14 protein-coding genes are annotated in these 18,254 nt (G+C 47.9%); 8 read left to right on the top strand and 6 right to left on the bottom strand.

The features are described 5' to 3' along the window. Nucleotides 1-6 precede the first annotated feature (6 nt). The 6 genes from AB4Z30_RS16500 to AB4Z30_RS16475 all read right to left on the bottom strand — a co-directional run bounded on the left by AB4Z30_RS16500 (nt 7) and on the right by AB4Z30_RS16475 (nt 6,788). On the bottom strand, nt 7-780 hold the full coding sequence (locus tag AB4Z30_RS16500; protein ID WP_441928260.1) for a lysophospholipid acyltransferase family protein: 774 nt from the start codon (nt 778-780) through the stop codon (nt 7-9). Beyond that, complete coding sequence (locus AB4Z30_RS16495) at nt 749-1,516, bottom strand: carotenoid biosynthesis protein (RefSeq protein WP_441928258.1); 768 nt, start codon at nt 1,514-1,516, stop codon at nt 749-751. Before AB4Z30_RS16495 ends, AB4Z30_RS16500 begins: the two co-directional genes overlap by 32 nt. After that, nucleotides 1,516-2,388, bottom strand: a complete 873-nt coding sequence (locus AB4Z30_RS16490; RefSeq protein WP_441928256.1) for a phytoene/squalene synthase family protein — start codon at nt 2,386-2,388, stop codon at nt 1,516-1,518. Before AB4Z30_RS16490 ends, AB4Z30_RS16495 begins: the two co-directional genes overlap by 1 nt. Continuing rightward, nucleotides 2,385-3,848, bottom strand: a complete 1,464-nt coding sequence (locus tag AB4Z30_RS16485) for a phytoene desaturase family protein (RefSeq protein ID WP_441928254.1) — start codon at nt 3,846-3,848, stop codon at nt 2,385-2,387. Before AB4Z30_RS16485 ends, AB4Z30_RS16490 begins: the two co-directional genes overlap by 4 nt. After that, on the bottom strand, nt 3,845-5,395 hold the full coding sequence (locus tag AB4Z30_RS16480; protein WP_441928252.1) for a phytoene desaturase family protein: 1,551 nt from the start codon (nt 5,393-5,395) through the stop codon (nt 3,845-3,847). The genes AB4Z30_RS16485 and AB4Z30_RS16480 overlap by 4 nt, the downstream gene beginning before the upstream one ends. Nucleotides 5,396-5,846: 451 nt before the next feature. Further along, nucleotides 5,847-6,788, bottom strand: coding sequence for a MerR family transcriptional regulator (locus tag AB4Z30_RS16475; protein WP_441928250.1), 942 nt, complete (start codon nt 6,786-6,788; stop codon nt 5,847-5,849). A gap of 227 nt (nt 6,789-7,015) precedes the next feature. Here AB4Z30_RS16475 and AB4Z30_RS16470 point away from each other — a divergent pair, with 227 nt between their 5' ends. The 8 genes from AB4Z30_RS16470 to AB4Z30_RS16435 all read left to right on the top strand — a co-directional run bounded on the left by AB4Z30_RS16470 (nt 7,016) and on the right by AB4Z30_RS16435 (nt 18,207). Beyond that, entirely contained in the window at nt 7,016-8,512 is a 1,497-nt protein-coding gene (locus AB4Z30_RS16470) for a phospholipase D family protein (protein ID WP_441928248.1), read from the top strand. 396 nt (nt 8,513-8,908) lie between these two features. After that, complete coding sequence (locus AB4Z30_RS16465) at nt 8,909-9,523, top strand: TetR/AcrR family transcriptional regulator (protein ID WP_441928246.1); 615 nt, start codon at nt 8,909-8,911, stop codon at nt 9,521-9,523. A gap of 5 nt (nt 9,524-9,528) precedes the next feature. Next, complete coding sequence (locus AB4Z30_RS16460; RefSeq protein WP_441928244.1) at nt 9,529-9,885, top strand: DMT family transporter; 357 nt, start codon at nt 9,529-9,531, stop codon at nt 9,883-9,885. Further along, nucleotides 9,885-10,199 (top strand): DMT family transporter, encoded by a 315-nt coding sequence (locus AB4Z30_RS16455; protein ID WP_441928242.1) that lies wholly within the window; start codon nt 9,885-9,887, stop codon nt 10,197-10,199. Before AB4Z30_RS16460 ends, AB4Z30_RS16455 begins: the two co-directional genes overlap by 1 nt. A gap of 269 nt (nt 10,200-10,468) precedes the next feature. Then, nucleotides 10,469-10,600: a hypothetical protein gene (locus AB4Z30_RS16450; protein ID WP_275670044.1), complete on the top strand. Its 132-nt coding sequence runs from the start codon at nt 10,469-10,471 to the stop codon at nt 10,598-10,600. A 1,201-nt stretch (nt 10,601-11,801) separates the two neighbouring features. After that, nucleotides 11,802-12,749 (top strand): TetR/AcrR family transcriptional regulator, encoded by a 948-nt coding sequence (locus AB4Z30_RS16445; RefSeq protein ID WP_441928239.1) that lies wholly within the window; start codon nt 11,802-11,804, stop codon nt 12,747-12,749. Nucleotides 12,750-12,782: 33 nt separating this feature from the next. Further along, entirely contained in the window at nt 12,783-16,148 is a 3,366-nt protein-coding gene (locus AB4Z30_RS16440; protein WP_441928237.1) for an efflux RND transporter permease subunit, read from the top strand. Between the two features lie 343 nt (nt 16,149-16,491). Beyond that, nucleotides 16,492-18,207 (top strand): PucR family transcriptional regulator, encoded by a 1,716-nt coding sequence (locus AB4Z30_RS16435; RefSeq protein ID WP_441928235.1) that lies wholly within the window; start codon nt 16,492-16,494, stop codon nt 18,205-18,207. Nucleotides 18,208-18,254: the final 47 nt, after the last annotated feature.

Raw genomic sequence — 18,254 nt, 5'->3', positions numbered from 1 at the left:
TTCATGTTATCGGTTCACCCGCTTTCTTGCCCCATCGTATTTTTCGCTAGTGGAGCGCATGCCCCGAATCAGAGATCTTGCCTCTGGTAAACTTCCTTGACCCAGCCGGATTAACTCTGCCCGGTGATGATCCAGTTGCTGTTCAAGCACATGCCCTAGCCGATGAGCAATCTCTTCACTCTTCCATGCTTTCCAATCTTCCACGATCGGCGGACCAGCTTTCATTGAAATTTCCGGCAGGTCATGCTGAACCATGCCATGACATAAGGTGACTGGCACGGCAATAGCCTGCGGAAAACGACGAAGCACAAGTCCTATGCCTGGACGAAACTGAATCGGCCGAGCCTCCTGATGCAGAATTTCACCCTGCGGGAATATCCAGACCCTTTTGCCAGCAGCCAGCAACTCATTCGTATATTGCAACGATGTCCGAACACCAGATGCACTGTCCTTGTTGATTGAATATGCCCCGAGTTTGCGAAAAAAAGCATACTGCCGAAGCTGCCGCTCCTCCATCATCACATAGTGATCCCCGAGCGAAGTTTGCTTCGCCGCATGATACAGTAGCAGACCATCCCACCATGAGCTGTGGTTCATGAAATAGACAACGGGCTGATCCGATGCCATAGGAAGCATCCCACCCACGCCGTTACTATCTACCATTTGCGGATCGAGTGAACCCGAGAGCGTAAACGAACGAAAACGTCTGCGCAGCAGGTAATAATGGTTGTACAGCGAGAAGAATCGGTCAAACGCTTTCGACTTTACGGCGCGGATCATACAGCCAGCTCCCCTCGGCAAGTAGCACACCTGCGATGGCAATGATGAAACTGCCTGTTATCCCTTCTTTTAGCGCAAGCACGCCGAACAAAAGAATAAATAGCTGGTACAGCCATTTTGCCCAGAGTAAAGAACGTCGATCCTTCGGCATGGCCGGCAAAAAGAGAGACAAAAATGCACCCATAATGAACCAGCTAATGTAGTTCGTCCACGGGACACCATAGAACCCGCCTGGTGCCTGCCATTCCCAAAATCCCCTTGCATGAGCGACCGGATCAAGCACGAAATCAAGTAAAACTGCCCAGAATCCGGTTTTGAGGGCTCGCACCAGCTTCCCGCCCCAAGTTGATCCGCCACCGCTGATTAAAGCCGAATTACCAACAACCGCAATCCATGCGAATCCAAGTGTCACCGGAACACTAAACAGATGGATACCGAAGAAGTCTGAATAGGCGTACTCGCCAAAAGGCCAGTGTGTATGTACACCGATCCACTCTACACCCATCCCGCCCAGCCAGATGATAAAGGAAGATATCCAGAGTCCTGGACGCAACCATTTGACTGACTGGTCGGACAGATCAGATCGGCGATGTTGCTGATAAATCAGATCAAGCACGTACAGTGCATAGAACACAAGGAACAGTCCATTGGAGAAGGATAACGCCTCAGGCACACCAATCGTAAGCATCAGGATGGCACCAATGGCGTACCATACCCAGTACACCCACTGAACCATCAGGATACCGCCGTTCGGGAAACTTGATAGGCAAGCATCGGATACCGTTTCACAATCGCGCCCAGCATCTCCAGTTTCAATTCGTCGCTGACATACGCTCGTTTCGTGTACACATCATAGTCGTTACGCTCCACGGCGTGCAGGATGGTTGAATAGAAGGCTGCGGCTAACTCAATCGAAAAGGCACTCTCTACCGGATAGGTGTCCAAGCGATCCATGCCGATCCGGAACCAGTTCAGCGCTGCCGCTTTCAGATCCTGAATGATGGCGATAAATCGATCATCCACAGCGCCATCTTCCCAGTCCTGTTCGGAGTAACCGTGTCTCTCCATGATCTCCAGTGGCACATAACGGCGCATTCTGGCCCGGTCTTCGCCCACATCACGAATAATATTCACAATCTGCATGCCTTTACCCAGCGCAATCCCGTTCATCGCCACTTCCGCTCCGTTATCATTCCGCAGCACAGGCAGCAGCATCTCACCTACGGTTCCAGCAACCAGATAACAATAGTGTTCCAGCTCTTCCAACGTTGTATAATGGGTCACTTCCAGATCGGTCAGCTGTCCTTCCATCTGACGGAAAAACGGGCCTTTGTCCAAGTGAGGGAAGCTACTGAACAGCCATCTCAGTGCCGGCCAGATAAAGTGCCCCTCCGCTTCTTCAAGGTTTTCAAACAAATCATGAATCTCATGGATTGTATATGTTGATTGTTCAGGCTCATCCACACTGTCATCAATCATGCGGCAAAACGCATAGATGACATACACCGCTTCGCGGCGGGGACTTGGCAGGCCTTTAAATGCCTGATAAAAAGACGAGGAGCCCTTCTGCATCAGCTCTTCACACCTGCTCAAAATTGCTTCGTTCATTTCCCCATCTCCTTCATGAGTTGATTGACAGCCATCCTTGCGCCTTGCATGACGATGGGTACGCCACCTCCTGGATGCACCGATGCACCGGCGGCGTATAGTCCTTGTATCTTCGGAAACGGCTTGGGCTGCGGTCGATACACGCCCGACTGAAACAAAACAGGTGCAATACCGAAGCTTCCTCCGCCATAAAGACCATCACGTGCAGCGTCTGCCGGTGTACGTACCTTTTTCCATTGCAGCGCTGCACGTAGTCCCGGGAATCCCCGCTCTTCCGCTTCTTCCAGCACACGTTCTGCCAGCGCATCACTTTCTTGTTCCCAATGCATACCTTCCGCGTCCGGTACCGGTATGAGGAAATACAATACACTCTGTCCCGGAGGTGCAGCTGTCTCGTCCACCGCAGCCGGATTGAATACGTAAAACGATGGCTTCGCTGGAATACGGCGCTCGTTAAAAACTTCACGTAAACTACCATCCAAACTTGGTGGCAAGAAAAACTGATGCGTTGTGGCATCATCCCACCTTTTGTCTACTCCGGCATAGATCAGCACACATCCCGATGATGGGCGATACGGCTTCCGCTTAACGGGTGCTTCTGACACCTGCTTCAGTAGCCCATTCAAGTTCGGAAAATCCCCGTTGTAGATTACAGCATCCACCTTTTCAGCACCGTCAGCCGTTTCAATCCCCTCGCATATTCCATTGCGGATCTCCAGTCCAGTAACTTCTGTATTCAGCTTGATCTTGCCGCCGCGAGAGAGCAGTTCCTGCTCCAGAATAGCGGGTAAAGCCGCGTAACCGCCCTTCACCATCCAAATGCCATACTCGTGCTCGGCGTAAGGAAGCAATGAATAAATGCCCGGCGTGCCAAAGGGCGAACCACCGATATACAAACTTTGCAGTGAATACGCATCGAGCAATTCCTCATGTTCAAAGTAATCCCCCACAGCCTTACGCACACTCTTGTGTGCACGCAGCTTGCCCATAAGCGACATGAGCGAGGGGGTGAAGAAATCCCTTTTGCGCGGAAACATCTGTTCCAGAAACGCTGCCCGGCCTGCGGGGAACAACGTGTCCATATCCTTCATAAACCTGTTGAACCCCCGGCCTTCCCCCGGGAACAACCGTTCAATCTCTGCGGTCTGCTCCTTCCGGTCTGTCATCTTGGTCATAACACGCCCGCTGTGATAATGCACCCGGTATAACGGGTCACAGCGCAGTAGCTCGACTTTGGAGCGATCGACACCGGCCTCTTCGAGAATGCCCAGTAGCATCTCAGGTAACAGTACAATGGTCGGACCTTGATCAATCCGGTAATCCCCTTCCTGTTCAAAAGCAATCCGTCCGCCCACGCGAGAGCCCCGTTCGTACACCGTAACATCCCATCCCTGGCGATTCAGCAGCAACGCTGAGGTAAGCCCTCCAATCCCTGCACCTACAACAGCAGCCCGCTTCATGATTGTCCTCCGGCTTGGGCAGTCTTTACATAAGAGGATGGCTTGGTACGTCTTCGTGCATCCTCTTCCTGAATCAATCTGACACTAATTCGCGCCGATTCAAAAATGGTCGGCAAGCCGCTGCCCGGATGAGTTCCTCCACCCACCAGCCAAACGCGTTCCAATTCCTCAAACTGATTATGCGGTCTGAGATACATCATCTGGCCCAGATTATGTGCCATATTAAACGTTGCCCCTTGGTATACATCCAGCTCATTCTGCCAATCCAGCGGGGTAAACAGCTTACATTCTTCAATCCGGCCACGAATGTCTGCCAGCTCAGGAATCACTTCGAGCCGCTTCAGCATGTCTTCCTGCACCTTCGCTCGTTCCGCCTCCCAATCGATGTCTCCCGTAAGGTTAGGTGTCGGCATCAGCACATAAAGTGCAGATTTTCCTGCCGGAGCGAGTGTCGGATCAAGCCTGGATGGGTTATGAACATATAGAGACGGGTCTGCCGATAATATTTTATGTTTGGTAATTTCGTCTACATTCACCCGGTAGTCTTCTGGAAAATAAATCGAGTGATGTGGCAGGTCGAACTCGCCATCTACACCCAGATACAGCATCGCTGTGGAACAAGAATATTTTTTTTGTTTCATTTTTTCCGGTGTATATTTTTTAAGTACGCCAGGTTCAAACAGATGGTTCACTGCATGGGCAAAATCGGCATTGAGTACCACATGGTCCGCTTCGATCCGTTCGCCGTTTTCAAGCAGTACACCCTCGGCGCGACCATTACGAACAATAACCTGTTTCACTGGTGTACGGGTGTGAATACGTCCGCCGTACTCTTCAACGACATCCGCCATCGCCTGGAATACCCGATTCACGCCGCCGATCGGATGAAACAGTCCATATTGATGTTCGATAAACGACAAGATCGTAAACGTTCCGGGACAATCCCATGCGGACATCCCTAAATATTTGGACTGGAATGTAAATGCCCAGCGCAGACGTTCATCGGTAAAGTAACGGGAAAGAATGCCGTAAACGGTATTATTTATATCAAGTTTAGGTAGTGCCGTAATCGCATCTTTGCGTAAATAATCGGTGAGCTTGCCAAACGGACGGCGAAGCAGTGGCATCACTTTGCCAAACTTCACTTCTTCGTCCCGCATATACCGTAGGTAATTCTCTTCATTGCCGGGGAACAGCTCTTTGATCTGCGCTGCTGTATCCTCCCGATTGCGTGAAGGTGTGAACACCTTATCTCCAAAGTTCAAAGCGTACAGCGGGGTCAGTTCTTTCATATCCACATAATCCGACAGCTTGCGTCCGACCACATCAAACATCTCTTCAATCAGTTGAGGCATCATCAGAAAGGTAGCCCCGCGGTCGAACTTGTATTCACCAAGCTCCAGACGGGAAGAACGCCCGCCAATAGTTGGTTGTTTCTCGTACACATCAACCTCATATCCCTGACCGGACAGTAACATGGCTGCTGCAAGTCCGCCTGGACCTGCGCCAATGACAGCTGCACGTTTGCGTTGTTGATTCGGTATCATGCCACTCACCTTTCTATGTAGGACCATCTCTAGTTCTCAAGCCCCTAACCTATTATTAAACCGTAGCGAAACACTTTAATCGGATAAACCCAAAAACATTATACAAATCATATACAAATATTATACGACAAGTAAAACATAAAATGACCCGCGGGTCAAATTAATGTTTTTTTCTTTTTACCACACAAAAAACATCCCTTGATCTTTAGATAAGTTGAACTACCATTTATACAAAACGGAGAGGACAGAAAAAACCTGAAAAAGCGAAGCGTTCGCCTTTATCACCGGATTTTCCCTTTATAGAAGGAAATCAAAAAAATCTGGGGATAACAGCGATTGGAAGGTTGTTCTGTCATCAAAGTGCTCGTATAAATATTTAGTTCAATTTATCTTAGATCAAAGGATGTCCTATATGAATCTATTCCATTAACATTCGCCTTATGTTCAATTGTTATCCTCTCACTTGTTCGGCACCTGGTGGTCGATCCGTGAAATACTCTCGTTCAATCCAGGACTGCCAGTCTGCCGAATCTTCAGGCATAATCCACTCCGGATACCGACTATGCTTTGCACGTTCAAAACCTTTGCCACCCAGTACAAAACGGATATGAGGAAACTCGTCCTGAATGCGGCCAATCAACTGGTCACAGGCTTCTACAAGCCCAGGGCTCGTAATCGATAGGCAGACCAGTTTGATTTTCTGCTCACGGAGAATTGGAAATACCCCTTCTTCCGGCGTATTGGCTCCGAGATACAGGACTTCCGCTCCATTTTTGCGCATAAATAAAGAGAACAACAATAAACCAACCTGATGATGCTCCCCTTCCGGACAGAGAGCAAGTACTTTGGGCAGATGCGGATAGATCGGGAACAGATGGAAAAACTGATAGAAGCGCTGTGAGATCAACTGAGTCATAAAATGCTCCTGCGCCACGGTTGCACGGCCCGCTTCCCATGCGTCTCCAACCCGAACCAGGATCGGTACGAGCACATGATAGAACATGCTGTCATATCCGTACATCGTAAAACCAAAGTCAATCAATCCATTGGCACGCTCGCCCTGAAAATGATAGAGGGAGTCATAGATCTGATCAGCCATCTGTGCAAAAGCCTCTTCCATCACAGGAACCGGAGGAACCATAGGTCCAGGTGAAGCAGGCTCAGGACTATTCGCCTTCCGAACCTTCAACATGCGTACAGCCTCGGAAATATTGGTCTGATGCTGATCGATCTGCTCCTTCAGCCAGCGCAAGTCTGCCACATTCTCTTCCGTGTACATGCGATAACCCGAATCTGTCCGCTCAGGGGTAACTGCATCATATCGATTTTCCCAAGCCCGGAGCGTGACCGCCTGAATGCCCAGCATGGCAGCGACTTGTTTGATGGAATACACGTGATTACCTACTTTCTTTCCATAAACGTTCTACAAAAATAATACGTTCATTATACACAACGGCCCTACGGCTGTCGATTCATCTGTAACCAATTCGCAGTATTCAACTGTAACAAACCATCAGGATTCTCACATAACATCCTAATCCTGTCTCCTGCGTCAACTGCGCTACACCTGTGGTAATAAACGTCAGCAAGCATAGAAAGACAGAAAGGGGGCGTCCAACCTTGTTCTCACTGAACCGTTATACCTCTGACCGCAAGTCTTCCCGCGGCAAATTCCCATACATACGTATAGCAATTGCACTACTTATCCTCTGGCTCATTGCCGTGATGCTCTACCAGACCTATAAACCGCTACCACCAGGCATCTCCTATGAAAGCCCGGAATATCGAGTGGAAAATGTGGAGTTCCTGCATGATCTCACGTATCCCACTCCTGATGGACAGATGCAGCATGAACAGCAGATTTTCCAGCGGATGCTTCAGGTAGTTGAGGATGCCGAGCAATTTGTTCTGGTGGATATGTTTCTGTTCAACAACTATCAACACAAAGGACAGAACTTTCCACCTGTCAGTCAGGAGTTTACCGATGCACTTATTGCCAAAAAAATGCAGCATCCCGATATGGACATCTGGTTCATTACGGATGAAGTGAACACCAACTATAACTCAGCTCCCAATCCGCTATTGGAACAGATGAAACAGGCCGATATTCATGTCGTCATCACAGATGTTGATCCACTGCGTGATTCTACCCCGGTGTATTCTGCTGTCTGGCGTACGTTTTTCCAGTGGTTTGGTCAGTCCGGGAAAGGCTGGGTTCCCAACCTGATGGCGACAGATGGCCCGGATGTTACACTGCGTTCCTATCTGAAATTGCTGAACGTAAAGGCCAATCACCGCAAGGTTGTTCTCAGCGAAAAAACCGCCATTGTATCATCAGGCAACATTCATGACCCTAGCGCGTACCACTCTAACATTGGTTTTGAGGTTACCGGCCCAATCATTGGGGACATCCTTCAATCGGAGCAAGCTGTTGTGGACATATCCGGAGGAGGTCAGCTCCCCGGCTATACTGAAACGTCCAAGGCCTCCCCATCCGGGAAATCGAGTGATGATGATGGGTCTATTCGTCTTCGTTATGTGACCGAAGGCAAAGTCAATGATGCCTTGCTGAATGAGTTAAGCCAGGTTGGGAAAGGGGATACCATTTGGATGGGGATGTTCTACATCGCCTCACCAAAAGTATTGGAAGCTCTACTGGATGCCTCGGAGCGGGGAACCGATATCCGGCTTGTGCTTGACCCTAACGAAAACGCCTTTGGTCAGGAGAAGATTGGCATCCCCAATCGTCCTGTAGCAGCCGAATTACATGATAAATCGAACGGCAAAATCCAGATTCGTTGGTATAACACCACCAAAGAGCAGTACCATACCAAGATGATGTATATTGCGAAGGCTAGCGGAGATCATATCGTGCTCGGTGGATCAACCAACTTCACTCCCCGGAATCTGAATGACTACAATCTGGAGAACGATGTGTGGATTGCAGCTCCGGCAGACGATCCATTTACGGTAGATGTAGCAAAGTATTTCGAGCGAATTTGGACAAACGAGGATGCCGAATTCACCTTGAATCTGGAAGAGTTTCAGGAGAAAACGACCTTCTTGAAAGGCATTTTGTATAAATTGCAGCTCATTCTCGGCTTTACTACCTTCTAACCGACGCATGTATATTCGATATTCCTTGAACTATGGCTTATCAACATGAATGTTCCGATGACAGAATAACTGGATAGCCATGCTTACTCACCAGATTTTTTGATTGCCTTATATCAAGAACAATCGGGTGATAAGCGCTAAGCCTGTGTTTCCAGCGTTGCTTCTTTCAGAAAGGTAATCTCTCTGTTTTTTTGTAAATGATTTGTTCCGCTCATACAGCAACTCCAGATCACAACATAATCCAATATATCCTTGTGACTAGATACATCCGTCTGCGCTCTTCATGTGCAGCGGGTGTATTTTCTGTTTTCTGTTTTTATGTTTTATGTACTGTCTTGACAGAGGATGTAATGTGTGAAAAGATGTTACCTAACGACCGTTAGGAAGGTGAATATAATGACCGCTTATACCATCCGGGACGCGGCCCTGTTTCATTTTGCCAGAGACGGCTATGAAGGGGCTTCCTTAAGAGCGATAGCTGATGAAGTGGGGATTAAGAAACCCTCGATATACGCGCATTTTAGCTGCAAAGAAGATTTGTTTATGCACACGCTGGGTCATGCTTTTGATGAAGTACGGCGACATACCTTGGAATATTTCCGTGATCACGCCCATATGCCGCTGGAAGAACGTTTGCGGGGGATGATGACGTGGTTTGAGCAGGAGTATCAGGATCATGCCTCTGCCAGGCTGATGCTTCGAAACTGTTATTATCCGCCGCCCGATCTGTACAGCCAAGTGATGGATCTGGTGTATCCATTTCTGGACGGCATGGAGCGTGCATTGTCCAGGCTGTTGCAGCGCGCGATTCGCGAAGGGGATCTTCCACCTATTCCAGCAGAGCAGGCCGCTATTACTTTTATGACCTTTCTCGATGGCATCACGGTTGAGATTATTTACGGAAGCTCACGCAGGTATAAGAGACGGCTCGATGCTTCATGGCCTGTCTTTTGGAATGGCATACACAGCTTGAATGAAAAGGCACGCCCTATCGTGCCAGAAGGAGATTGAACATCATGAACCGCAACTGGTTATATGTTTTTGTAGGAGGCATCATTGAAATTGTCTGGGTTAGCGGACTGAAACATGCCTCGAATGCTTGGGAATGGTCTTTAACGGGACTTGCGATTATTATCAGCTTCGGTCTGATTATTGCTGCTGCCAAAAGACTGCCCGTGGGTACGGTCTACGCCGTGTTTACGGGGATCGGTACAGCCGGTACGGTGTTGACCGAAATGCTGCTTTTTGGTGAGCCGTTCCGTTTGGCTAAAATGCTGTTGATTGGACTGCTGCTCTGCGGTGTCATTGGGCTGAAACTCGTCACGGATCAGCAAGAGAAGCAGGAACCACAGGTTAAAGGAGGTGCCGTCTAATGGCATGGCTCGCGATTGTAGGTGCAGGAATCTGTGAAATTTTTGGGGTCATCGGCATCAACGGGGCTTCCACACGCAAGGGATGGCCTTATATTGTCCTGATGTTGGTATCATTCGTATTCAGCTTTTCGCTGTTATCTTATGCCATGACATCTATTCCTATGGGTACGGCGTACGCGGTATGGACAGGAATTGGTACAGTGGGAAGTACCGTGACGGGCATGTTTCTGTTTGGTGAACGGAAAGAAGCGAAGCGGCTGTTATTTATTGCAATGATTTTGGTTGCAGCAGTAGGATTGAAAATCATTACGTAATGTAAGGATTACCAGCAATATAATGGATATGATATAACATAACATTCAGATAGGCGACTTCACTCAGGGAGTCGTCTTTTTTGTTGGTATGATTGTTGAGGTGCGTTCGTTGAGATCCGTTTGTGTAGATGCGTTTGTGTAGGTGCATTGTGTAGATACAAATTTCAGGCGAAATTTTTAAGTACAATAGGTGATTTTTGAGGGTATAATGTAATCTAAGAAAAACCTTGTCATCAGGCTAATGGGAATGAAGGAGGGTGGTACTTTTTATGAAAAAATGGTTGGTACGTATCGGTGCATATACCGGTTATTCGTTCCTGATTGCACTGGCACTCTTCTATCTCTTCTTCCTGGCAGTGATTATCATGCTCGCTATATACGATTTTCAGGGAGGAACATAAGTAAATGATCCACTTGACTTTTTTCTTTTTCTTTCTCTTTTTCTTTCTCTTACTTCACTTCACTTATCCTCTCTTGTCTTGCTTACTTTCTTGTTTTGCTTGCTTTTGCTTGCTCACTTCCCTTCATTCGATATTCCTTCTTTTTTTCTGTCTTTCCTTTTCCAAAGTAGCACGATTTATGCATTTTATTTCTAACGATCACCAGTAACGCTATTTGGGCTAAATTACAGGGATTATATTTCTAACGATCACAGGAGAGCTTATTTCAGGATTTTGATGCCACAATGGACGTATAGCTTGTGTTTTCAACAAAATAAGGTTTCTGGTGATCGTTAGAATTCCAAAAAGACTTATATTGCTCAAATAAGCTCCGCTGAGATCGTTAGAATACATGTTCGATTTGTTCTCGAGTCGTCCTTAAAGCATTGTTGATGTGTTGATGCGTTGATGTGTTTTTGAAGCGTTCTTGAAGCCCTCTTGTGTGTTGATGTGTTGATGTGTTTTTGAAGCGTTCTTAAGCCCTCTTGCGTGTTGATGTATTTCGTTATGTTTGCACCGCGTGCTTCTCCTGACGTGTGGTGCAATGAGTTTGGCGAATCAAGATGACCCAGCCGTGTGGCCAGGCCTACATACTTGTGGCCTTCTTAAAGCGCTCTTAAAGCGCTCTTAATACGTTCTTAATACGTACTTTATGCGTACTTTATGCGTACTTTATGCGTACTTTATGCGTACTTTATGAGTACTTTATGCGCACTTTATGCGTTCCTGATGCATTCTTGATGCCTTTTCTATGCGTCCTTTATGTATTCTTCCACCCCACCTCCAAAAGTGCAATGTGCAACTTTAAGGCTGGTGTAAGGTATTTTATTTTCTCAATTCTTATCTCAGTTCTTTCTCGATTTATATCACAATTCTTATCCCCGCTCTTCTTCAGCTCTTCTTCAATTCTTATCCCTGCTCTTCTCTCGATTCTTCTCTCAGTTCTTCTTCAATTCTTCTCCAACCTCCAATCTTTCTGAGTTCTTCTCTCGGTTCTTTCTGAGTTCTGTTCTTTCTGAGTTCTTTTTTCAGTGTTTTTCCCCGTTCTCTCCCACATACACCGTGCACATTTGTAATCCTTCATACAATTCGTTTATACTTAGTTTGACCACAAAGTCAATTCAAGAACTTTAGAGTTCCCAGTGAGGTGAACATACCCTTAATGAACCCGATCCATGGGATGAATGAAAAAAGAAAACTGGTCATCACCACAGCGCTCAAGCTGTTTTCGGCCAAGGGCAGCGCAGCAACCTCCATGCAGGAGATTGCCGAATTATGTGGGATGTCCAAAGGCAGCTTATATCTGATGTTCAAATCCAAAGAGGAACTGGAAGCCAGTACATTAGAGTGCTGTGTGTACATTCTTATGGACGAGATGTCCCAGATTGAACATGAAAGCAGCCTGACCTCCAGAGAACGGCTACATAAACAGATTGAGGTGCTGCTAACGCATGTCGCGGAATTGAAGGAATTTTTACGTGTCCAGCTACGCAGCATGATGATGGATGATGAACAACAACGCAAAGAGCACTGCACTCCTCAGCAAAGAGATATTGAGATCCGTACGTTGCATTGGTTCAAAAGCAAACTGGAAGATCTGTACGGCCCCGAGATTGAGCCTTATACGATTGATCTTATCCTGCTGACACATGGACTTTTCCTGTCGTACGTCAAAATCTGGTTTACCGAAATGCCTTCCCTTACGGTCAATAAGATGGCTACACATCTTTTGCAGATGATGGATTATGCAGCACAGGGTTGCCTCCAGCATCGGCCTGAACCTCTGATTCCACTGGATCAGTGGCCTGCCTGGATTGCTGAACCCCAAATGGATACAACCATGTTGCGGCATCCCGTCCATATTCTGAAACAGATGCAAGATATCGCATCAAGCGACCTGCCCAGCGGTCAATCAAAAAACGATGTTCTTGAGACCCTTGCCATACTCAGGCAGGAGATCATGGAATTTACGCCAAGGCGTGCCATCATTCTCGGTATGATGCGCAACCTGGAAGGTGTCACTATTCTTGAACCGATGCACTCCGAGCTTCAGCACATTATGGATACCATGTATAACCGGTTTATCCAGGCTGACTCGTCACACACATAAACAGGAGAAACAGAGAGGAGAAGAAACCAACGTATGAAAGGGATTATTAACTTTTCACTGAACAACAAGTTTGCGATCTGGATTCTGACCATCATCATCTCATTCGCAGGCTTATACAGCGGAATGACGATGAAGCAGGAGACCATCCCGAACATCAATGTACCGTTTCTGAATGTCACGGCGATTGATCCCGGCGCTGCTCCAGAAGGCATTGTAGAAGATGTCACGAAGCCGCTGGAACAGAAGCTACGCAACCTCGAGGGTGTGAAGACTGTCACTTCTACTTCCATGGAGAATGCGGCATCCATCACGCTGGAATTTGACTATGGAACGGACCTGACTAACGCGACCGCTACGGTTCGTGAAGCACTGAACGAGGTGCAATTGCCCGACAGTGTGCAGAAACCAACCATCTCCAAATTCAGCATTAACTCGTTCCCGGTTGTATCCCTCAGTTTGTCTGACAAAGACGGCGGGGATTTGGAAGAACTGACACGACTCGTAGAATCGGATATTAAACCTGCACTAGAAGATATTGATGGTGTAGCTCAGGTTCAAGTGTCCGGTCAGTACGTTAAAGAAGTGCAATTAACGTTTGATCAAGCCAAAATGGCTGAACTCGGACTAAGCGAAGATACGGTGAACGGCATCGTTAAAGGTTCATCCATTCGTGTTCCCCTCGGCCTCTTCGAACTGGATAAATCCCAGAAAGCCGTTGTTGTAGACGGCAACATCATCGGACTTGATGATCTGAAAAATCTGGCAATCCCAGTCGTACCAAGTGGAGCTAGTGCTGGTGCAAACCAAGGCGCTGGTGCAGGTCAGGGTGCTGCTGCACCAGGGGCTTCCCAAGGTACAGGCCCGGGTGCTGGAGCGGCTACAGAACAAGGTTCTGCTACGCCAGGAACTTCACAAGGTGGGGGTGCTCAAGCTGGTCAAGCTAGTGGTCAAACTGCGGATCCATCAGCTCAGGCTGGGCAACAAGGTGCATCTGGTGCTGCTCAAGGTTCCAACCCTGCGGCAGGGCAAGCGGGTAGCGGCAATGCTGCTGCAGCGAACCCATCAGGAACCGCTGGTGCCGCAAATGCGGCTGGTATCCCTACCGTTAAGCTGAGCGATATTGCCAAGATCGAGGTCATCGGTCAAGCTGAGTCCATTTCCCGTACCAACGGCAAGGAATCCATCGGTATTTCCGTAGTGAAATCCAATGATGCCAATACGGTGGATGTGGTTAACTCCGTCAAGAATAAAGCCGAAGAATTGCAAAAGCAATTCAAAAATGCCGAATTGACGATCCTGCTTGACCAAGGTCAACCTATCCAGGATTCCGTCAACACGATGCTGGGCAAAGCTGTATTTGGTGCCTTGTTCGCAATTCTGATAATCTTGCTCTTCCTACGTAACATCCGTTCAACGATTATCTCCATTATCTCGATTCCGCTCTCCTTGCTCATGGCATTGACGGCGCTCAATGTGATGGACATTACCTTGAACATGATGACACTGGGAGCTATGACGGTTGCGATCGGCCGGGTTGTCGATGACTCCATCGTTGTTATCGAGAACATCTATCGTAGGCTAACACTCAAAAATGAGAAGCTCCGCGGCCGGGATTTGGTTCGTGAAGCAACTCGCGAGATGTTTATTCCGATCCTCTCCTCGACGATTGTTACGATTGCAGTATTCTTGCCGCTGGCACTCGTTAGCGGTATGGTCGGAGAGTTGTTCATGCCATTCGCCTTGACGATGGTATTTGCCCTGCTCGCATCCCTGCTGGTTGCGATCACCATTGTTCCAATGCTGGCACACAGCCTGTTCCGCAAAGGAATCAAGAACAAACAAAACCATGAAGAGAAGCCGGGCAAACTGGCTGAAAGCTACAAACGTCTATTGAACTGGACGCTCTCTCATAAAATCATTACCGTTCTTATTGCGGTTCTACTATTGGTCGGCAGCTTGTTCCTGTACCCATTCATTGGCACAAGTTTCCTGCCTGAGCAAAAGGATAAATTCGTTACGATCACATATAGTCCGGAAACAGGATCACTCCGTGAAGATGTAGAAAAAGAAGCACTCGTTGCTGAGAAATGGTTACTGAAACAGCCTGGTTTGGAGAAGATGCAATACTCCATCGGCGGCGGTAGCCCGCTCGCTAGCATGGGTGGAGGCGGCGGTAACTCTGCACTCTTCTACATTCAATACAATAAAGACACCAAAGACTTTACCGATGTGAAGAAACAACTGGTTGAAGGTTTGCAAAAAGAAATGACTAAAGGCACATGGAGTGAACTCGACATGTCTGGCGGGTTCGGCGGCAGCAACTTGAGCCTGTCCATCTACGGCGACAGTGTAGAGCAGTTGAAACCTATAGCCGAAGAAGTCCTGAAACTGGTTCAGGCGGAAAAGGACTCTTTTGAAAAAGCAGATACTACCATCTCCGATACTTACGGTCAGTACACACTCGTTGCCGATCAGGAGAAGCTGAGCAAACTCGGTCTTACGGCGGGTCAACTCGCAATGGCACTGAGCCCTGTACGTGAACGTCCAGTTCTTACGGAAGTCGATATCGACAACAAAACGTACAAAGTCTATGTAGAAACGGACAACAAAACGTTCAGCAGCATCAAGGATATTGAAAATGAAAAGGTCACTTCACCGCTGGGCATCCAAGTTCCAATCAAAGATGTAGCCAAAGTGGAAGAAGGCACTTCACCCAACTCCATTATGCGCATTGATGGCAAAGTGGTTGTACAGGTGACAGCGAACATTCTGGCAGCCGATGTGACCAAAGCTTCACAGAACCTCAAAGCAAACATCGACAAGCTGGACTTGCCGGACGGCGTTGAAGTGAAGTTTGGCGGTACAACCGAACAGATTAATGACACCTTTACACAGCTCGGTCTGGCGATGCTGGCAGCCATTGCAATTGTATACTTTGTGCTCGTTGTAACGTTTGGCGGCGGACTTGCACCATTTGCAATTCTGTTCTCCCTGCCATTCACCGTGATTGGTATCATGGTCGGTTTGTTTATCGCAGGCGGCACTCTCGATGTATCCGCTATGATGGGTGCACTGATGCTGATCGGTATCGTTGTTACCAACGCCATTGTCTTGATCGACCGTGTTATTCATAAGGAAAATGAAGGACTCACGACGCGTGAAGCGCTGCTGGAAGCTGGAGCTACACGTCTGCGTCCAATCCTGATGACCGCTCTCGCAACGATCGGTGCCCTGCTGCCACTGGTAACAGGTCTCGAAGAAAGCGCAGGTATCATCTCAAAAGGACTCGGAATTACCGTTATCGGTGGTCTGATCAGTTCTACATTGCTCACACTGGTCATCGTGCCAATCGTGTACGAGTTCCTGATGAAATTCAAAAAGAAAAAAATCGTCGATTAACTTAATCTATCGTTATCACCACGATTCAGATGTGATCGCGAGCAAAGATTTGCCCTTGACGGGTACTGGAATCCGTWTGATTCCCGTGCCTGATCAAGGGCATTTTTTATCGTATCGATGGTAAAAAGCCGAACATATATCTGCTACCAATCTGATGCCATTTAAGATATATAACAAAAAGATCAATTATTTTTGTTATCTAGACTAAATGAACGTCCGGTTTAATCTCATTCAATCTAAATGCACGTATACTTATCCTTAAAAATCAAGCAAGTGAACACCCTGAATCCAGCATCCTTTGTATCAAATCTACAGGTGAGTCATGGGAAAGGGCGGTGATGGTGTGGGAGAGACTACGCTTCATATCCAAATTAGAGACATGCTGAAACGTCCTGTGTTTCGCAAGGCCGAGTACCTTGCCAGTCAGCGTGCATTGGAGCGTTATGTACGCTGGGTACATATTATGGAGGTTCCTGAGATTGGGGGCTTGCTGAGCGGCGGAGAATTGGTGCTGACAACAGGTATCGGCTGGCCTGAAGGCAAGCCGCATGGTCTGTCTTTTCTGCAACAATTGATTGCCTGTGGTGCCGCAGGGTTATGCATTGAACTCGGGGAACATACACGATCACAGCTTGAGGCGATGAAACAACTGGCGGAGGCGGAGGATTTCCCGCTGATCTGGTTTCATGAACAAGTCCGGTATATTGATATTACACAGGATTTGCATTTTGCCCTGATTCGCAGTCATCAGCGTATGGTCGCGGAACTGGATCAGCTCACCACCTCCTTTCATCAGCTTTTGCTGAATGGGGATGGTGTACAGCCGCTACTGCGTCTGCTGTCACGCAATACCGGGTATGCTGTCGCCTTATATCCGCTGGAAGGTGAAGCGACGGCCATTCCTCATGTCCCACGTGAGCAACTGGAGAAGCGGAGACAACAGTGGTGGGATCAGCGTGAATCGATGGATCACGATACCCGTGACCGTTATACATTGAACCCTGCGGCTGTCGAAGTAACAGACCCCTTTTCCGGGCAGCGATCAATGAATCCAATTAGCATCCCTGTCCAGGCATTGGAGTACACCTTTGCCGACCTCATCCTTTTCCCTCATAAACATACGGACCCTGATCCTTCCATTCCTGCTCTGCCGTACCCATCCGACGAATACGTTTTTCATGCGCTAGAGCGATGTGCCGCTGCCATAGCCCAGGATTGGATGCGTACCCAGTACATGGAGGAAAAACGGCGGTATAAGGAAGATATGTGGGTCATTGACTGGTTAAACGGACATCACTCCGCGAAAGAAATTCATGAATATCTTGCAGCCGTAAATCCGGCCCTCTGTGCAGGACAGGCCACAGTTGTGTTATTCGACAGCACCCCTGCGCAACACGACAGTCTCAGACTGCAAAAGATACTGATTCAGCGTAATATCGTTGCCCGTTCCGTATTTACCCGGGAAGGTTTCACCCTCTATAGCACTGTACTTAATCTCCAGATCATTCTCATTGTCATTGACCCGCAGGCTGCATCTCTGCGTAAATCTAATCTGTGGTCCTGCATTCAGCAACTTCGGCAACACGAGCAGGAGCAAACTCACCAGCTCTTCTCCGGTCTGTATGGTATCGGTCAGAACTATTCGGAATACCCACGCCTGCGAGAGAGTCTTGAATCCGCGAAGGAAACGTTACGTATTCAGAAAGATATCGGAGTAATGGAGCAGCCCTTTTACAGTAATCTCCACTGCTATCGTATCATCGCCAGTATGAAACAGAACGGTAACTTGAATGATTTTATTACGGAATACCTGGGCCCACTGATCCGGTATGATTCGGAGAAGGGAGGTCAACTGCTCCTTACACTGAAACAATACCTGGCGCTCTGCTGCTCCAAACAAGAGACGGCCAGTGCACTGTTTATCGTCAGACAAACGTTGTACCATCGGTTGGACAAAATCGAATCGCTTTTAGGGAAAGACTACCTTCTACCCGAGAAACGGGTTGCTATGGAACTTGCTCTCTATGCCTATGAATACGTGCATGGATCGCTTGTATAATGAGTGCACATCTGTACGTATTAGGGATATTAAGATGGGGAAATGGC

It is taken from the genome of Paenibacillus sp. 2TAF8, from assembly GCF_052114825.1.
In the GTDB taxonomy this organism is placed as follows: domain Bacteria; phylum Bacillota; class Bacilli; order Paenibacillales; family Paenibacillaceae; genus Paenibacillus.
This window is presented reverse-complemented; position numbering and strand designations above follow the sequence as displayed.